General features: G+C 35.6%; 15 protein-coding genes. 6 read left to right on the forward strand and 9 right to left on the reverse strand.

Annotated features, from left to right (window positions below; genetic code table 11):
- Nucleotides 1-32: 32 nt before the first annotated feature.
- A complete protein-coding gene (locus EKM03_RS00900) occupies nt 33-977 on the reverse strand; it encodes an SPOR domain-containing protein (protein ID WP_126739719.1) in 945 nt (314 codons plus the stop codon).
- Nucleotides 978-1,079: 102 nt separating this feature from the next.
- Between EKM03_RS00900 and dprA the strand changes: the two genes are divergently transcribed.
- Entirely contained in the window at nt 1,080-2,180 is a 1,101-nt protein-coding gene (dprA, locus tag EKM03_RS00905; RefSeq protein WP_126457746.1) for a DNA-processing protein DprA, read from the forward strand.
- A gap of 79 nt (nt 2,181-2,259) precedes the next feature.
- Here dprA and trpS read toward each other — a convergent pair whose 3' ends face one another.
- A complete protein-coding gene (gene trpS / locus EKM03_RS00910; RefSeq protein ID WP_126457745.1) occupies nt 2,260-3,234 on the reverse strand; it encodes a tryptophan--tRNA ligase in 975 nt (324 codons plus the stop codon).
- A gap of 260 nt (nt 3,235-3,494) precedes the next feature.
- Between trpS and EKM03_RS00915 the strand changes: the two genes are divergently transcribed.
- Nucleotides 3,495-4,238: a 1-acyl-sn-glycerol-3-phosphate acyltransferase gene (locus EKM03_RS00915; protein WP_126563542.1), complete on the forward strand. Its 744-nt coding sequence runs from the start codon at nt 3,495-3,497 to the stop codon at nt 4,236-4,238.
- A 296-nt stretch (nt 4,239-4,534) separates the two neighbouring features.
- Here the strand turns inward: EKM03_RS00915 and EKM03_RS00920 are convergent, their stop codons facing one another.
- From EKM03_RS00920 to EKM03_RS00940, 5 genes are all read right to left on the reverse strand, one after another.
- Nucleotides 4,535-4,951 carry a membrane lipoprotein lipid attachment site-containing protein gene (locus EKM03_RS00920; protein ID WP_126457743.1) on the reverse strand — a complete coding sequence of 139 codons (417 nt, stop codon included), beginning with the start codon at nt 4,949-4,951 and terminating at the stop codon, nt 4,535-4,537.
- Between the two features lie 143 nt (nt 4,952-5,094).
- Nucleotides 5,095-6,102: a recombinase RecA gene (gene recA, locus EKM03_RS00925; RefSeq protein ID WP_126452335.1), complete on the reverse strand. Its 1,008-nt coding sequence runs from the start codon at nt 6,100-6,102 to the stop codon at nt 5,095-5,097.
- Nucleotides 6,103-6,304: 202 nt separating this feature from the next.
- Nucleotides 6,305-6,814: an acyl-CoA thioesterase gene (locus EKM03_RS00930; protein WP_126452284.1), complete on the reverse strand. Its 510-nt coding sequence runs from the start codon at nt 6,812-6,814 to the stop codon at nt 6,305-6,307.
- A gap of 45 nt (nt 6,815-6,859) precedes the next feature.
- Nucleotides 6,860-7,243 carry a DoxX family membrane protein gene (locus tag EKM03_RS00935; RefSeq protein WP_126739720.1) on the reverse strand — a complete coding sequence of 128 codons (384 nt, stop codon included), beginning with the start codon at nt 7,241-7,243 and terminating at the stop codon, nt 6,860-6,862.
- Between the two features lie 4 nt (nt 7,244-7,247).
- Nucleotides 7,248-8,396 carry a DNA polymerase III subunit delta' gene (locus EKM03_RS00940; protein ID WP_126561376.1) on the reverse strand — a complete coding sequence of 383 codons (1,149 nt, stop codon included), beginning with the start codon at nt 8,394-8,396 and terminating at the stop codon, nt 7,248-7,250.
- A gap of 282 nt (nt 8,397-8,678) precedes the next feature.
- Between EKM03_RS00940 and pgk the strand changes: the two genes are divergently transcribed.
- From pgk to EKM03_RS00960, 4 genes are all read left to right on the forward strand, one after another.
- A complete protein-coding gene (gene pgk, locus EKM03_RS00945) occupies nt 8,679-9,866 on the forward strand; it encodes a phosphoglycerate kinase (protein ID WP_126739721.1) in 1,188 nt (395 codons plus the stop codon).
- A 298-nt stretch (nt 9,867-10,164) separates the two neighbouring features.
- On the forward strand, nt 10,165-11,997 hold the full coding sequence (locus EKM03_RS00950; RefSeq protein WP_126552805.1) for a LysM peptidoglycan-binding domain-containing protein: 1,833 nt from the start codon (nt 10,165-10,167) through the stop codon (nt 11,995-11,997).
- A 48-nt stretch (nt 11,998-12,045) separates the two neighbouring features.
- Complete coding sequence (locus EKM03_RS00955) at nt 12,046-13,026, forward strand: DUF4837 family protein (RefSeq protein WP_126457738.1); 981 nt, start codon at nt 12,046-12,048, stop codon at nt 13,024-13,026.
- Between the two features lie 47 nt (nt 13,027-13,073).
- Entirely contained in the window at nt 13,074-13,529 is a 456-nt protein-coding gene (locus EKM03_RS00960; protein ID WP_126739722.1) for a GNAT family N-acetyltransferase, read from the forward strand.
- Here EKM03_RS00960 and EKM03_RS00965 read toward each other — a convergent pair.
- Both EKM03_RS00965 and EKM03_RS00970 read right to left on the reverse strand, forming a co-directional pair.
- Nucleotides 13,518-14,324 carry an OmpA family protein gene (locus tag EKM03_RS00965; protein WP_126457736.1) on the reverse strand — a complete coding sequence of 269 codons (807 nt, stop codon included), beginning with the start codon at nt 14,322-14,324 and terminating at the stop codon, nt 13,518-13,520. The genes EKM03_RS00960 and EKM03_RS00965 overlap by 12 nt on opposite strands.
- The gene (locus EKM03_RS00970; RefSeq protein ID WP_126457735.1) at nt 14,321-15,952 is read right to left on the reverse strand and encodes a S41 family peptidase; all 1,632 of its coding nucleotides are present in this window, start codon (nt 15,950-15,952) and stop codon (nt 14,321-14,323) included. Before EKM03_RS00970 ends, EKM03_RS00965 begins: the two co-directional genes overlap by 4 nt.
- Nucleotides 15,953-15,955: the final 3 nt, after the last annotated feature.

The following is a 15,955-nucleotide window of genomic DNA, read 5'->3' on the forward strand; positions in this document are numbered from 1 at the left end:
AAACCCTATTCGGTACGAATAGGGTTTTTGTTTTATAGTGACTGAATTAATATCCAAGCTTCTGGATTGTGCTTTTCATTGATTTCTTTTTTTGCTTTTTCTGCTTCAGCAAATGTGGCGTAACTGCCATACAAAACCGGAAAATAACCGTTTCGGTTAGGAGCGATTCGCTTGGCATCATATCCTAAGCGATTTAAAATCCGCAGTGTTTTATCCGCATTTTTTTCTTCCCTGTACACTCCGGCCATAATGTGATACGGCATTTTTGCTTCGATAGTCGATTTTACGGATAGTGTAACAGCAGGAACCGGACTTTCGATGAAGAATGTGGCTTGCTGAATTTTATTTTGAACTTGTTTTTGAACGGCAGTTTCTACAAGAATCGTTTCTGAGGCAATTTGATTTTGATACATTGGATAACCAACACTTCCCGCAAGTCCTAATCCTAACACAAAAATAGCGGCGTATTTTAAATATGGATTCGCTGTTCTGGTTTCAGGAACCATAGTGATGGTTGCTTTTTCTTCAATTGCTTCTACTTCTTTTTCGAAGATTGCTCTTTTTACAAGTGGTGAAACAAAGGGAGCCAACCCAAAAGAGCTGGTTAAGTAATTCGTTTGGTCGTATGGAGTGAAAACTATATTTTTATCCGCGTTCAAATGAAGATCACCTAGATTTTTGATAGAAAAAAGTTCGTTTTCTTCTAATGTTTTTTTCCAAGTAAAAACTTCATATTGAATGGCACTAACGGCATATTCATAAGACGTTTTCTCTGCTAAAGCGATATGATTGGCTAATAAACCATCATTGTTTTTCAAATTAGCATTGAAAGCGATCATTTTTTTGGGAGGAGAAAACGAGTTCGTGCTTTCGTTCCGTTTAGCCGATTGAATTTCGGTCAAAAAAGCTCCGAAACCCGGAACGGTTACACATTGATAACGGTATAAAAGCTGCGCGATGTATAGTTCGATTTTCATACTCACAAAGTTATACAACGAAAACAGGTATCAAAATTTTATTTACAATTTTTATTAACAATCCGCATAAAAATTTATACATTTCACCCTCAAATAATTAGCATGAAAGAGCAGGATTTATTTTATTTATTGGCATTGCAAAGAATAGAGGGCGTGGGCGACATCATAGCCAAAAAACTGCTTACCCATTTTGGAACAGCAGAAGCGGTTTTTAATACAAAAGCATCGCAACTCGCTGCTATTGATGGAGTAGGATCTGTTTTGCTGAAAAATTTAAAAGATAAATCAGTTTTCGAAAAAGCGACTCAGGAACTGGAGTTTATAAAAGCAAATGAAATCAATGCGGTTTATTTTCAGGACGAAGAATATCCAGATCGGTTGAAACATTGTATTGACGGACCACTTTTATTATTCACATCTGGAAATATCAATTTAAAAAACAGAAGAATAATCAGCATTGTAGGAACGCGCCAAATTACCTCGTACGGTACTGAATTTTGTAGAAAACTGATCGAAGATTTGGCTCCACTCGATCCTATAATCGTAAGTGGTTTTGCCTACGGTGTCGATATTGTGGCGCATCAATTGGCAATGGAAAATAACCTACAAACCATTGGTGTTGTTGCTCATGGTTTAAACCAAATTTACCCGAAAACCCATAAAAAATATGTGTCGAAAGTCGAACAAAACGGTGGTTTTATGACTGAGTTTTGGAGTTCCTCCAATCCGGATAAAGAAAATTTCGTGCGAAGAAACCGGATCGTTGCAGGAATGTCTGAAGCGACGATTGTAATTGAATCTGCCGATAGAGGCGGATCGTTAATCACTGCAAACATGGCGAATGATTACAATCGTGATGTTTTTGCGGTTCCGGGACGTGTTACAGATAAGTATAGCCAAGGCTGCAACAACCTCATAAAGACTCAAAAAGCAAATGTATTGACTAGTGCCGCTGATTTGGTTTATATTTTGAATTGGGACATTCAGAAGGAATCCAAACCCATACAAAAACAATTGTTTGTAAGCTTAGAGGAAGACGAACAAAAAGTATACGACTACCTCCTTAAAACAGGGAAAGAACTAATGGATATTATTGCTTTGCGCTGTGATTTTCCTATTTATAAAATTTCGGGAATGCTGTTGAATATGGAATTGAAAGGCGTGATACGACCTTTGCCGGGGAAATTGTTTGAGGCGATTTGATTTTAACATATAAGTCATGAAAGCTTTAATAAAATAGTATTAAACTTAAAAAAACTTATATGTTTTAAAAATTGATTGTTTAAACCTCAAATCCTAATTTCTCTCTCACTCTTGCCAAAACTCCATTGGCAACAACAGCTGCTTTTTGAGCACCAATTTTCAGTAAAGCATCTACTTCAGGAAGGTTATTCATGTAATACTTGTATTTTTCTCTTTCGGTTTTGAAAGTTTCTACAATCAACTCAAACAACGCTTGTTTGGCGTGACCGTAACCGTAATTTCCATTTAAGTAATTGGCAGTCATTGTGGCTATTTGTTGTTGATTTGCCAATAATTTATAAATGGCAAACGCATTGCACGTATCCGGATTTTTAGGATCTTCCAGCGGCGTGCTGTCGGTTTCAATGCTCATAACTTGTTTGCGTAAGGACTTATCATCCAAGAATATATTGATAATATTATTAGCTGATTTACTCATTTTTCCGCCGTTAGTTCCGGGAATCAGCATGCTGTCTTCCTGAATTTTTGCTACGGGAAGTACGAAAGTCTCTCCCATTTGGTGGTTGAAACGGGACGCTACATCACGCGTGATTTCAACGTGCTGCAATTGGTCTTTTCCTACGGGTACAAACTCGGCGTCATATAATAAAATATCTGCCGCCATCAACATTGGATACGAAAATAAACCAGCATTGACATCTTCCAGTCTATCCGCTTTGTCTTTGAAAGAATGCGCTAATGTCAAGCGTTGAAAAGGGAAAAAACAACTCAAATACCATGACAATTCGGCTGTTTGCGGCACATCTGATTGTCTGTAGAAAACGACTTTATCTACATTCAAACCACAGGCAAGCCAAGCAGCAGCAGTACTGTAAGTATTTGTTCTTAAAGTTTCGCCGTTTTTTATTTGCGTGATTGAATGCAAATCAGCAATGAAAAGAAACGATTCGTTTTCCGGTTTATTTGATAGTGCTATTGCGGGAATGATTGCACCAAGTAAGTTTCCTAAATGCGGAGTTCCGGTACTTTGAACGCCTGTAAGTATTTTTGCCATTATGATTTTTAACTATTACCGCAAAGTTCGCAAAGTTTTTTATTTTTTACCGCAAATTTGCAAATTATAAAAATCAAGTTACTTTAAATCGTGTTAGTAATTTCTTTTAACCATATCAGACATTTAAGTCAATAAAACCTTGATGGTTAAAGGAAGATATTATAATTGAGCAGTAAATTAGAACTTATAATACTTATATGTTGAAAAACGCAAGAATATTTTTTGAGTATCATAACATCTGATTTCTTACTTTTGAACTTATGAGAGCATTAAAAATTATTTTCTGGGCGCTATGGCGTATATGGTTTTATATTTTGATGACCATTCCTATATTGGTGATGTTTCCTTTTCTGGTGCTGTCTATTTTGACGGAAAACGGGTATCCTTATTTTTTTAAGATGGCTCGTATTTGGGCAAAATTCATTCTTTTTGGCATGGGTTTTCATTATAAAATAGATAGAACACAAGCAATGGAGTACCAAAAAAGTTACATGATTGTTGCGAATCATACCTCCATGGCTGATATTATGCTGATGCTTGTCCTGACAAGAAATCCGTTTGTTTTTGTAGGTAAAAAAGAACTTTCAAAAATTCCGTTGTTTGGCTTTTTCTATAAAAGAACCTGTATTTTGGTGGATAGAAATTCTTCAAAAAGTAAAATGGAAGTCTTTAATCGCGCTCAAAAAAGAATTAATCAAGGACTGAGTATCTGTATTTTTCCAGAAGGTGGCGTTCCATGTGATGAATCAGTCTTGCTGGACACTTTCAAAGATGGTGCTTTCCGATTGGCAATTGAGCATCAAATACCCATTGTTCCCATTACTTTTGGAGACAATAAAAAAAGATTTCCATATGCTTTTTGGGGAGGAAGTCCAGGATTTATGCGGGTAAAAATACATTCTCATGTGGAAACTTTTGGAAAAACAGGGGCAGACAGGAAACAAATTCGCGAAGAAGTACGCGAAATCATTTACGAGCAATTAGTTGCTTTCGACTCTAAATAAATTTTAAAAACTGTAACTGATCCCGGAATACAACTCAATAAATAGCGGTTTAAAGTCTCTAGAGTTGTTTGAAAAAGTATTTATTTGATACTTTACCATAGGTTCAAAATTAATCTGAAATGATTTTACAATTCGGTATTTAAAGCCGGTACTCACATTAGTGCTAAAATGGATTTGCTTCAAATCTGTAAATTTTCTTCGGCATCCGGATAACTACTCGAATGTATCAAGTAAGCTCCTAATAGCTTTTTACAGTCAATAATTTATTGGTCTAACCGCACAATTTTATTCAAGAATTAATTAATAACGACAGGAACTTCTACTTCTTCAAAGATATTTTCTCCATTAGCATTCTCTCCTTTATAAAATTTAAAAATATAAGAACCGGTATTGGTTACATAAAAATTAAAAGAAACCTCTGATGGTGAAGGTATTTGTTGCGTACAAACTTGACTAGTATTCACTGCCGTTTGAATGCCTATGGTTCTTACATTCAAATTTTTGTCATAATAAATCCCTTGAAATAAATGACATTCGGTTGGTCTTGTATATTTTAATTTTATCTCATAGGTATTTCCCAATATGAATTTTTCGGGTAATGTATAGCTATCTATAGGCAGCACTTCAAAGCTATAAGAATCTTGATTGTCATTATCAATGGAACATCCGGTCAAGGTTGTAATGAACAGAATAAAAAGCACAATTTTTTTCATTTATTAATTTTTTAAATTTATACAATTCAGTTTCTTAATTGAATTCTAAGCTGTTTTGCAAAAGATCAAAATTTCAACAAAAGGTTGCGTGTAAAAATAAAAAAATCCGTCTCGTTTTTTAGGTACGAGACGGGTTTTACTTTTTATGCTTCTGCCAATTCTTTTATTCTGGCTTTAATCTTTTCTTCTAATTCATCCGCTAATTCCGGATTGTCTTTAATCAAAGACTTAACAGCATCCCGACCTTGTCCTAATTTAGTTTCACCGTAACTGAACCAAGATCCTGCTTTTTTGATGATTTCAAACTCAACAGCAAGATCAAGAATCTCTCCTGTTTTTGAAATTCCTTCCCCATACATGATGTCAAATTCTGCGATTTTAAATGGCGGAGCGACTTTGTTTTTCACCACTTTTACTTTGGTTCTGTTCCCAAGGACGTTATCTCCATCTTTAATTTGAGTAGAACGACGAATATCCAAACGAATCGAAGCATAAAACTTCAATGCATTTCCTCCCGTTGTAGTTTCTGGATTACCAAACATCACACCAATTTTCTCTCTTAATTGATTAATAAAGAAAACTGTACAGTTTGTTTTACTGATGGTTCCTGTTAATTTACGCAATGCTTGAGACATTAAACGGGCGTGTAATCCCATTTTAGAATCTCCCATTTCGCCTTCAATTTCACTTTTTGGAGTCAAAGCTGCAACCGAGTCAATGACAACAATGTCAATTGCTCCGGAACGAATCAAGTTCTCCGCAATTTCTAACGCTTGTTCTCCATTATCAGGTTGTGATATGATTAAGTTTTCAATATCTACGCCTAATTTCTCCGCATAGTTTCTGTCGAAAGCATGTTCTGCATCAATAAAAGCTGCAATTCCACCTGCTTTTTGAGCTTCAGCAATAGCATGAAGCGTCAATGTGGTTTTTCCAGAAGATTCCGGACCGTATATTTCAATAATTCTACCTCTTGGATAGCCTCCAACTCCTAATGCCAAATCGATTCCTAAAGACCCGGAAGAAATAGTTTCTACTTCTTCAATGGCTTTGTCGCCCATTTTCATTACTGTCCCTTTCCCGTAGGTTTTGTCTAATTTATCAAGCGTAAGTTGTAGCGCTTTTAATTTAGATTCTTTCTCTGAACTCATCTTCTCTTTTACCTTTTCTTTCATCTATTTGTATTGGTTTATAACTGTAAGAAACTGACAGGATGATTACTTATCCCATAATTTCATTTGTATATTGAATATATGTTTTGTAAAAATACTTCTTTTTTGATTTAAAATTTTCTCTTTCAAGAATATTTTAAATCTATTTATCAATTAAAAATAGTCAGTTGTATTTTGCTTCTTACACGAACAATGCTTTTAATTCGGTTGCATCATGGGGGTTCATTTTTCCGGCTAAAACTAAACTCAGCTGTTTGCGTCGCAATGCAGCTTCAAAACGTTGTTTTTCTATTTCGGTTTCCGGAACAATTTGGGGTACTTCAACGGGTCTTCCCGTATCGTCTACTGCTACAAAAGTATAGATCGCTTCATTGGCTTTGGTTTTATTACCGGATTCTCTGTCTTCAACCCAAATGTCAATGAATATTTCCATTGAACTTTTGAAAGCTCTGGAAACTTTAGCCTCAACAGTAACGACACTTCCCAACGGAATGGCTCTGTTGAATGCAACGTGATTTACGGATGCTGTAACTACAATTCTTCGGGAATGTCTGCGTGCCGCTATACTTGCTGCGCGATCCATACGGGCTAATAATTCGCCACCAAAAAGATTGTTCAAAGGATTGGTCTCGCTTGGTAAAACCAAATCAGTTAATATCGTCAGGGATTCTGAAGGGTGTTTTGGTGTCATTTTTTTATTTAAAAAGGAGTTGTTCAAAATAATAAGTTGTAAAGTCTAGTTTAACCAATAAACGGCCAATATTGCAGGGATAAAATAAATAACAATTGTTCTGGCTCCATCATAATCTTTGGCCAATCGCTGTCCGAAAAGCAACATCAACAACGTGATACAAGAGAAAACGGCTCCGTAAAAACCAAAAATCCTTCCGTTATTCACGAACAGTTCCACACAGCCTACTACACATAAAATACCGGAAATTAATTCTAGAATCAAGATATTTAGCAGTGCTAAAGGTACATGGTTTTTTAATGGTGTTTTATCGAAATGACCTTTTAACCATTCGACATTATCTTTCCAATAAAACAATTTGTCGTATCCGGACTGTAGGAAAGTGATGGCCAGGAAAATTAAAATTAAAATAGAAGTAATATTGTTCATTTTTTTATTTTTTGTGAATTAAACGAGTAAGTTTTATTGATAAATCGGTTAAAATAATTTTAGCGTTTCCGTTGCGTTCAATGTGATACATTGCCTCTGAAAGTTCTTTAAAAATATCATTTATGTTGTTGCCATTTACAAAAGGTGCAAAATTCTCCAGTTTGAATTTTTCCACTTGTGGTTCCATGTAGACTAAACTTGGCGTTTGGTAATTGAGCAACAAGGCCTGACGAAACATATCAATACAAAAATGTAAAAACTTTTTTTGGGTTTCTCTTCCCAAACCAGCAATTTGCTCGCTCCACTGGATCAAATCCTGAATGGCAGCGGCGTTTCCTTTTGCTCTAAAAGCCGCACGAACCCAATCGACAAACCATTTTTCAAAAAAAACTGATTCGCTGTCCGGTTGTATTAATTGCAATGCTTTATTGAAATTTCCTTGTGCTTGATGCGCTATTTTTAAAGCTATTTTAGAATCCGTATTTTCTTTTGAAACCAAAGCCTCCGCAATGACAGTTTCACTCAAACCATTAAAATGTAGTACTTGGCAACGGGAACGAATCGTTTGAATAATATCTTCTTCATTTTCTGAAATCAGGATAAAAACCGTTCTGTCTGTAGGTTCTTCCAATAATTTCAGTAATTTATTAGAAGCAGCGATATTCAATTTATCAGCCATCCAAATAATCATTATTTTGTATCCGCCTTCATAAGATTTTAAAGCCAGCGATTTCAAGATTTCCTGCGCATCATCGACCCTAATTTCTCCTTGCTTGTTTTTAACACCTAGCATTTGGTACCAATCAAACAAACTTCCGTACGGATTTTGTTCTATAAACTGTCGCCATTCCGTTATGAAATCAATGCTTTTGGGTTTTGTTTTTACTTCTTCAGTACTGACAGTCGGGTAAATAAAATGCAAATCAGGATGGGAAGTTTTCTGAAATTTCAGGTTGCACGCTTCATTTGAACCGGAATTCTCTCCGTTTTGATTGCTGCAAATGATGTATTGTGCATACGCAATCGCCATGGGTAAAGTGCCACTGCCTTCCGGACCTACGAACAGTTGTGCGTGGGGAATTCTGCCCAAATCAGCACTTTTTGTCAAATGACTTTTGATGTGTTCTTGTCCTAAAATTTCTGAAAATTGCATGAAGCAAAGATAGCAGAAAATGGTGTAGTCTAAAATTTTAGCAGGCAAAGTTTCAGCAGAAGCTAGTTTATAGAAGTGTCAATTTATGTTTTATTTTTAAAATTTAACAGGCCTTTATCTAAAATAATATCTAGATAAATTGATAAATAAAAGCATTATTTATTAATTTACATCGATTTCGTTGCTAAAAATTGATTTTATATGATTTTCTCTAATTTATTAATAATTTAAAAGTTCTATATTTGTTACTCTTTCAAAAAAAATAAACTAAAAAACAGACTGATGAAAACCATAATTGATTTCAATTTTGCAAATAAAAAAGCCATAATTCGGGTTGATTTTAATGTGCCTTTGGACGAAAAGTTCAATGTAACGGATGCCACGCGTATTGAAGCTGCAAAACCTACTATTGACGCGATTCTTGCGCAAGGCGGAAGCGTGATTTTGATGTCGCATTTAGGTCGGCCAAAAGGAGTGGAAGAAAAATACTCTTTGAAACACATTTTGAAAACAACTGCTGAAATTCTTGGAGTTTCGGTTCAGTTCGCTTCAAACTGTATTGGTTCAGAGGCGAAAGCTGCAGCTGAAAAATTGCAGGCTGGAGAAGTTTTATTGTTAGAAAATTTACGTTTTCACAGCGAAGAAGAAGCGGGTGATGTTGCTTTTGCAAAAGAACTGGCGTCACTTGGTGATATTTTTGTAAACGACGCTTTTGGTACAGCGCATAGAGCGCACGCATCGACTACAATTATTGCGCAGTTTTTTCCAAGCGAAAAATGTTTTGGATTATTATTGGCCAAAGAAATAGAAAGCTTGAACAAAGTTTTAAAAAACAGCGAAAAACCAGTAACAGCAGTCCTTGGTGGATCAAAAGTATCTTCTAAAATTACCGTAATCGAGAATATTCTGGATAAAGTAGACCACATGATTATTGGTGGCGGAATGACTTTTACTTTTGTGAAAGCATTAGGCGGTAAAATTGGAGATTCAATTTGTGAAGATGACAAACAAGAATTGGCTTTGGAAATCTTGAGATTAGCCAAAGAAAAAGGAGTTCAAATCCATATTCCGGTTGATGTTGTAGCGGCAAATGCTTTTTCAAATGATGCTCAAACCCAGATTGTGGATGTCAAAGCAATTCCTGACGGGTGGCAAGGATTGGATGCTGGACCAAAATCATTGGAAAACTTCAAAAAAGTAATCATGGATTCTAAAACGATTCTTTGGAACGGTCCATTGGGTGTTTTTGAAATGGAAAATTTTGCTAACGGAACAATTACATTGGGCAACTTTATTGCAGAATCTACTGCAAACGGAGCATTCTCTCTTGTAGGTGGAGGGGATTCAGTGGCAGCTGTAAAACAATTTGGGCTGGAAGATAAAGTGAGTTATGTTTCTACAGGCGGAGGAGCAATGCTGGAAATGCTTGAAGGCAGAGTGTTACCCGGAATTGCAGCTATTTTAGACTAATAAATGCAGTAAAATTAAAATAAAAGCCGTTTGATATCTAAATAGCATTCAAATCAAACAGCTGTTTTATCACATGTATAAAAACCTTAGCGATACCTTATGTATCGCTGAGGTTTTTTTTAAGTTTCACAATTGGATCTTTAAAGTAATTTTACCCACAAACGATTAGAAATTCAGTACCAAGGACTGAAAAATTATATTTTTAACAATATTTAAAGAAAATTTTAGTTTTAACCTCTTAAGTTTGTAAAAATAAGACTTCTAATCATTTGGATTATAGGTCTTTGATCTTTTAAATATGACTATAAAAAATACCACATTATCGTTTTTTCTGTTGCTATCAATTCATTTATTTTCGCAGAAAGCAACTGAAAACAAAGCATTTGAAAAAATTGATGCAAAATTATCCTATTTAGATTCCATTAAGAATTCCTTTGTTGAATATGATCTGGCATCTTGTGTAGACAGTTTATGGATGAATGAAATGACCAACTTAGATTTATATAATGATCTTACAGAAGACATCGAAAATATAAATATAGATGAAAAAGTAGATTATGAGTTACCAACAGCACTGCTGAAAGAAAGATTGGCGGCAATGAATGCAAAATCGCCGTTTAATATTGCGTACAATCAAGGTCTGGAAAACATTATTAAATCATTTTTAAAATACCGAAAAAAATCTTTTGAACGATTAATGGCCACTTCGGAATATTATTTCCCCATGTTTGAGGAGGCTTTGGCCAAACAAAATATTCCCTTGGAGATAAAATATTTAGCCGTTGTGGAATCTGCTTTAAATCCAAAAGCAGTTTCAAAAATGGGAGCAACTGGACTGTGGCAATTTATGTATCAAACCGGAAAACAATATGGGTTGAAAATTGATTCGTATGTGGATGAACGAAGCGATCCCTTAAAAGCTACCGAGGCAGCAGCGCAATATATGACCAATATGTACAAAATATTTGGAGATTGGGATTTGGTTTTGGCCTCTTATAACTCTGGTCCGGGAAATGTTTCCAAAGCTATCAGACGTTCCGGTGGTCAGCAAAATTATTGGAATATCAGGAAAAATCTTCCCAGAGAAACCCAAGGATATGTACCTGCTTTCTTAGCAACCATGTATCTTTATGAATACCATAAGGAACACGGAATCGTGCCCCAGCGGGCTACCATAAAGCATTTTACTACGGATACTATCCTGATCAAGAAGCAAATTACATTCAAGCAAATATCAGATTTACTTGATGTTCCAGTAGTTCAATTGCAGGTTTTAAATCCCTCCTACAAGCTTGATATAATTCCTTTTTATCATGATCAAAATCATTATTTGAGATTGCCACAAGAAAAAATTGCTGTTTTTGCCTCTAATGAAGGTCCGATTTATGCCTATACAGAATACGAATCCAGCAAACGAGAGAAGCCCTATTTTGCCACAAAAACAACACCCAAAAAAGAACGTGAAGATACTGGCAATCAAAGAATAGCGCAATCCCAGACAACCCAGTATTACAAGGTAAAAAAAGGAGATAATCTGGGAGCTATTGCCAGTAAATACAATGTTAGCATTGCTGATTTAAGACAATGGAATGCGCTAAGCAGCAATGTTATCGCGTATGGTAAAAACCTAAAAATTAGTAGCAACGAAGCGGTTGTTTCTAATGAAGTAATAAAGAATTCAGATCCAATACAAGCCCTTTCTGAGAAGCAAGTTGCCGCGTCATTAGAGGCAAACGCAGCTGTAGCATCTACTGAAAGCAAGGCGTATTATATAGTTCAAAAAGGAGATAATTTAGAGCGCATTGCTAAGAAATTTGGCACCTCTCCGTCTACTCTGAAACAATGGAATAAAATTTCCGGGCAGACAATTATTTTAGGGAGTTCTTTGATTGTCGCCAAAGAGGAACCTGTAATAAATACAAATAAAGCAACGATAAGTTACTTTAATAAAAAAATAAATGGTTCCGGATTATCCCAGAAAGAAACCGTTGATTACTATGTAAAAAAAGGGGATTCGTTGTATAGTATATCAAAAAAATATCCAGGCGTAACCATTTCTGACCTGAAAAAATGGAACGGTATTCGCGGGGAAGTACTCAAACCAGGAATGAAACTTAAAATTAACGGATAATAGAATAATCTTATCTAAATTTGGGTTTTATTTTATAATTGAAATACAATGAATAAAGCCCTTCTTTTATTGCTTCTTACTGCCATTTTGCTGGGTTCTTGCAACCAAAAAAAGGATCCCCAACCGCGTGCTACAACAGGAAAAATTAATACTATTTCAGTTATCATAGACGACCAGTTGTGGAATGGTGAGATTGGCGACAGTATTCGAAATAAATTTGCCTCCGCCGTTATAGGATTGCCTGAGGAGGAACCTCTTTTTACGATAAATCAATATCCTACTAAAATTTTAGAAGGATTTATGACGGACAGCCGTACGATTATCGTAGTCAAAAAAGAAGAGCAAAATAAATTTGAAATTAAAAAAAATCAATACGCATCACCCCAAAATGTGTTTCATATTTCCGGAAAAACAAGTGTAGATATTCTAGAAATAATAGCGAAAAATTCGCCAAAAATAATTGAAATTATTAAGGAAACTGAAATTTCCGAAAACCAACGCATTATAAAACAGTCTATTCTTAATCCAAAAATCATCAAGAATAAATTTCAAATTTCGATTAATATTCCTTCTTCATATCAATACGTCCTTCATAAACCGCATTTTATATGGTTAAAAAATGAAATTATAAGCGGCAACACGAGTTTGTTGATTTATCAAGTTCCTATAAATGTCATCACTAAAAAGGATACAGATCTGATCACGAATATTATTAAAATGAGGGATTCTATTGGCAATCTTTACATCAGCGGAAAAGAGAATAATACTGTAATGATTACCGGAGAAAGCTATTCGCCTTATTTTTTTAAGATCAGTCTGGACGGAAAGGAAACGTATGAAACAAAAGGAACTTGGGAATTGAAAAACGATTTTATGTCAGGCCCTTTTATTAATTATGCTATTCTGGATACAGAGCACAACAGGATTTTAGTTTTGGAAGGCTTTTGTTATGCGCCCTCCAAAGAAAAAAGAGACTTAATGCATGAGTTAGAAGCCATCATAAAATCAGTTGAGGTTTTGAAAAAATAGTTTTATTTTCTTTTATTTGCAGTCTAATAAAAACTAAAAAAAATAAAATGTTAAAATGGAGTATAAAGTCGTTTAAGGAACTTTCTGTGGATGAGTTATACGATCTGCTGAGATTGAGAAGCGAGATTTTCGTGGTGGAGCAAAACTGTGTATATCTCGATCTAGATGGAAAGGACAAACTAGCTCTGCATCTTATTGGGGAATTTGAAGGTAAAATTGTAGCGCATTCCAGACTTTTCAAACCAGGAATCAGTTTTGACAATGCCTCAATTGGCCGAGTAACAGTTGATTCAAATTACCGTGACAGAAAATGGGGTCATGACTTAATGCGGGAATCTATTGCAGGAATAGCGCATTATTTTGGCGAAAGCCACATCACTATTGGAGCGCAATTGTACCTAAAGAAATTCTATGAGAGTCATGGTTTTGTGCAAACCAGTGAAATGTATCTCGAAGACGATATTCCGCATATTGAGATGAAAAGTGGGGAACTAAATTTTTAGAATCAGAAACTCAACTCTGCGGTCTAATGCTTCTCCTTGACCTAAGGGAAATTTGTTTCCGTTTCCTATATAATGCATCCTAAGGCTGTTTACGCCTTTATTTATCAAGTATTTATAGACGTTTTTTGCACGGTTCAAGGAAAGCTTGCGTTCTCGGGTTCCCTTATCTATGGCATCCAGGTAATAACTGGGCGTGCAACAAACGTGGCCTCTGATTTCGAATTCCAACGTTTTTTGTTGCTGCAAAAGAACCACAATCTTGTCTAATTCTTTCTTAGATTTCTCCGTTAATGTGCTGCTGCCAAGTGGAAAAAGGATATTTTCCAGATAAATACGGTCGCCTACTTTATGCTTCTTCTGAAACGAATTGTAAATGCCGTTTCCAAAACTGTTTTTCTTGACAAGAAACAAGTCGACTCGCCTGTTTTTAGAACGGGTTTCGGATAGGTTTTCTATCATATCTTTTTTCAGAATCACGCGGCCTTTGCCTTCAATAATGACAATTTTGTTTTTACTGAAACCATTTTGGATAAGTATATTTTGTACCGTAATTACTCTGTTTTTTGATAATTCATAATTATAATCGTTAGCACCCCGGTCATCACAATACCCATAAATTTGTATCGATTCTACTTTTGAGGTATCTGTGTTTTTTATAAAATCGACTATCGTTTGTATTTGGTCGTTATAAAGTGTGAATTTGTCAAATTCAAAATAAACCGTTTCTATAGGTTGCCACTGAGCTGATACGTAGCTCGAAAAAAGTAATAGCACTATGGAGAACGATTTTTTCATTTTAAGATAGACTGATACTCCATATTGGAATTCAAAATAGTAATGGCCCGTTTGATTTCAGAATTATTTTTGATGTAATACTGATACAGCCCTTCCTGATATTGATAGCGTTTAATGATTTCATCGACCATCAGGTTTTTGATTTCTTTTTGGTTTTTGTCCAATAAGGCATTTTCGCTTTTTTGAAGCGCAACACTTAATTGTTGATATTCTACCAGAATAGATTCCTCTAGTTTTTCTTTTTTGGCCATAGCCAAAGTGTTTTTCAAGGCCAATTCCGTTTCCGTGTCAAAGGAGAATTTTTGTGTTTTTAGGAACTGTTTGAACTCTAAATACTCCACATCAGAAATAACAGGAATGCGATTTCCTAAATTTGGATTTTTATAATAATACGTCGTGGCATAGTTAAAAATCCCGTCGTTGTGAAGCAAAGCATTTGCTATCGGACTTAATTTAGTTTCTTCCAGTTCTACATCCGGCTGAATTCCTCCGCCGTCATAAACGGTTCTGCCTTTTCTGGTTTTAAAGGCATTATAGTTTTTCTCCTCTGTTTTTAGAACCATTCCGTTTTTGTTTTTTCGTGAATAATCTAAAGCTTGAATGCATCTTCCGGATGGCGTGTAATAACGAGAAATGGTTACTTTTAGTTGTGTACCGTACGTTAAATCTACCGGTCTTTGCACGAGTCCTTTCCCAAAACTGCGGCTACCCACCACTACAGCACGATCTAAATCTTGAAGTGCGCCAGCCACGATTTCGGATGCTGAAGCGCTGTGACCGTTAACAAGTATTATCAAAGGAATGTCAGTATCTACAGGGTCTTTGGTTGTTTTATATGTGCTGTTGTGTTGCTCTATTTTTGATTTTGTAGTAACAATAATTTCGTTTTTTGGAACAAATAAATTACAAATATTCACGGCTTCATTCAAGAGTCCGCCCGGATTGTCTCGGACATCCAGTATAATGCGTTCGGCACCTTCTTTTTTGAGTTGTTCTAAGGCTTCTTTGGTTTCCAAGGACGCTTTTTTATTAAAATGCGATAATACGATATAGCCGGTCTTGTCGTCTATTTTTGCAAAAAAGGGCACCGATTTGATTTCGACTTCGTCCAGGATAATCTGGGTACTTTGTACTTTTCCTTGTCGGATGTATTTGAGGTCTATTTTGGTGTTTTTGGTACCTTTGAAAAGCTGAGAGGCCTCGTCTTTAAAATCAGACAAAAGGACATCTCCCACTTGAATAATTTCGTCACCGGCTTTAAGGCCAGCTTTGTCGGCGGGAAAATTTTTATAGGGCTCTTTAACGATCAATTTATCTTCTTTTCGAGTCAGTAAAGCGCCTATTCCGGTATATTCTCCAGTGTTGTTTATCTTGAATCGCACTACATCCTGCTCGTTGAAATATACGGTGTATGGGTCTAAATTAACCAGCATTCCTTTGATGGCCTTGTCCATTAATTCTCCAGGATTCGTTTCATCGACATAATTTCGGTTTAATTCCTTGAAAAGGGTCGTGAATATCTCGATTTGCTTGGCGATTTCAAAAAAATCATCTTTGAAGCTGGTTCCAATAAACAGAAATACCGAAGCGACAAGGGGAATTAAGAATTTTTTTTTGAGGAAGCTCATAGG

The organism is Flavobacterium sp. GSP6 (genome assembly GCF_003984855.1).
Taxonomy (GTDB): Bacteria; Bacteroidota; Bacteroidia; order Flavobacteriales; family Flavobacteriaceae; genus Flavobacterium.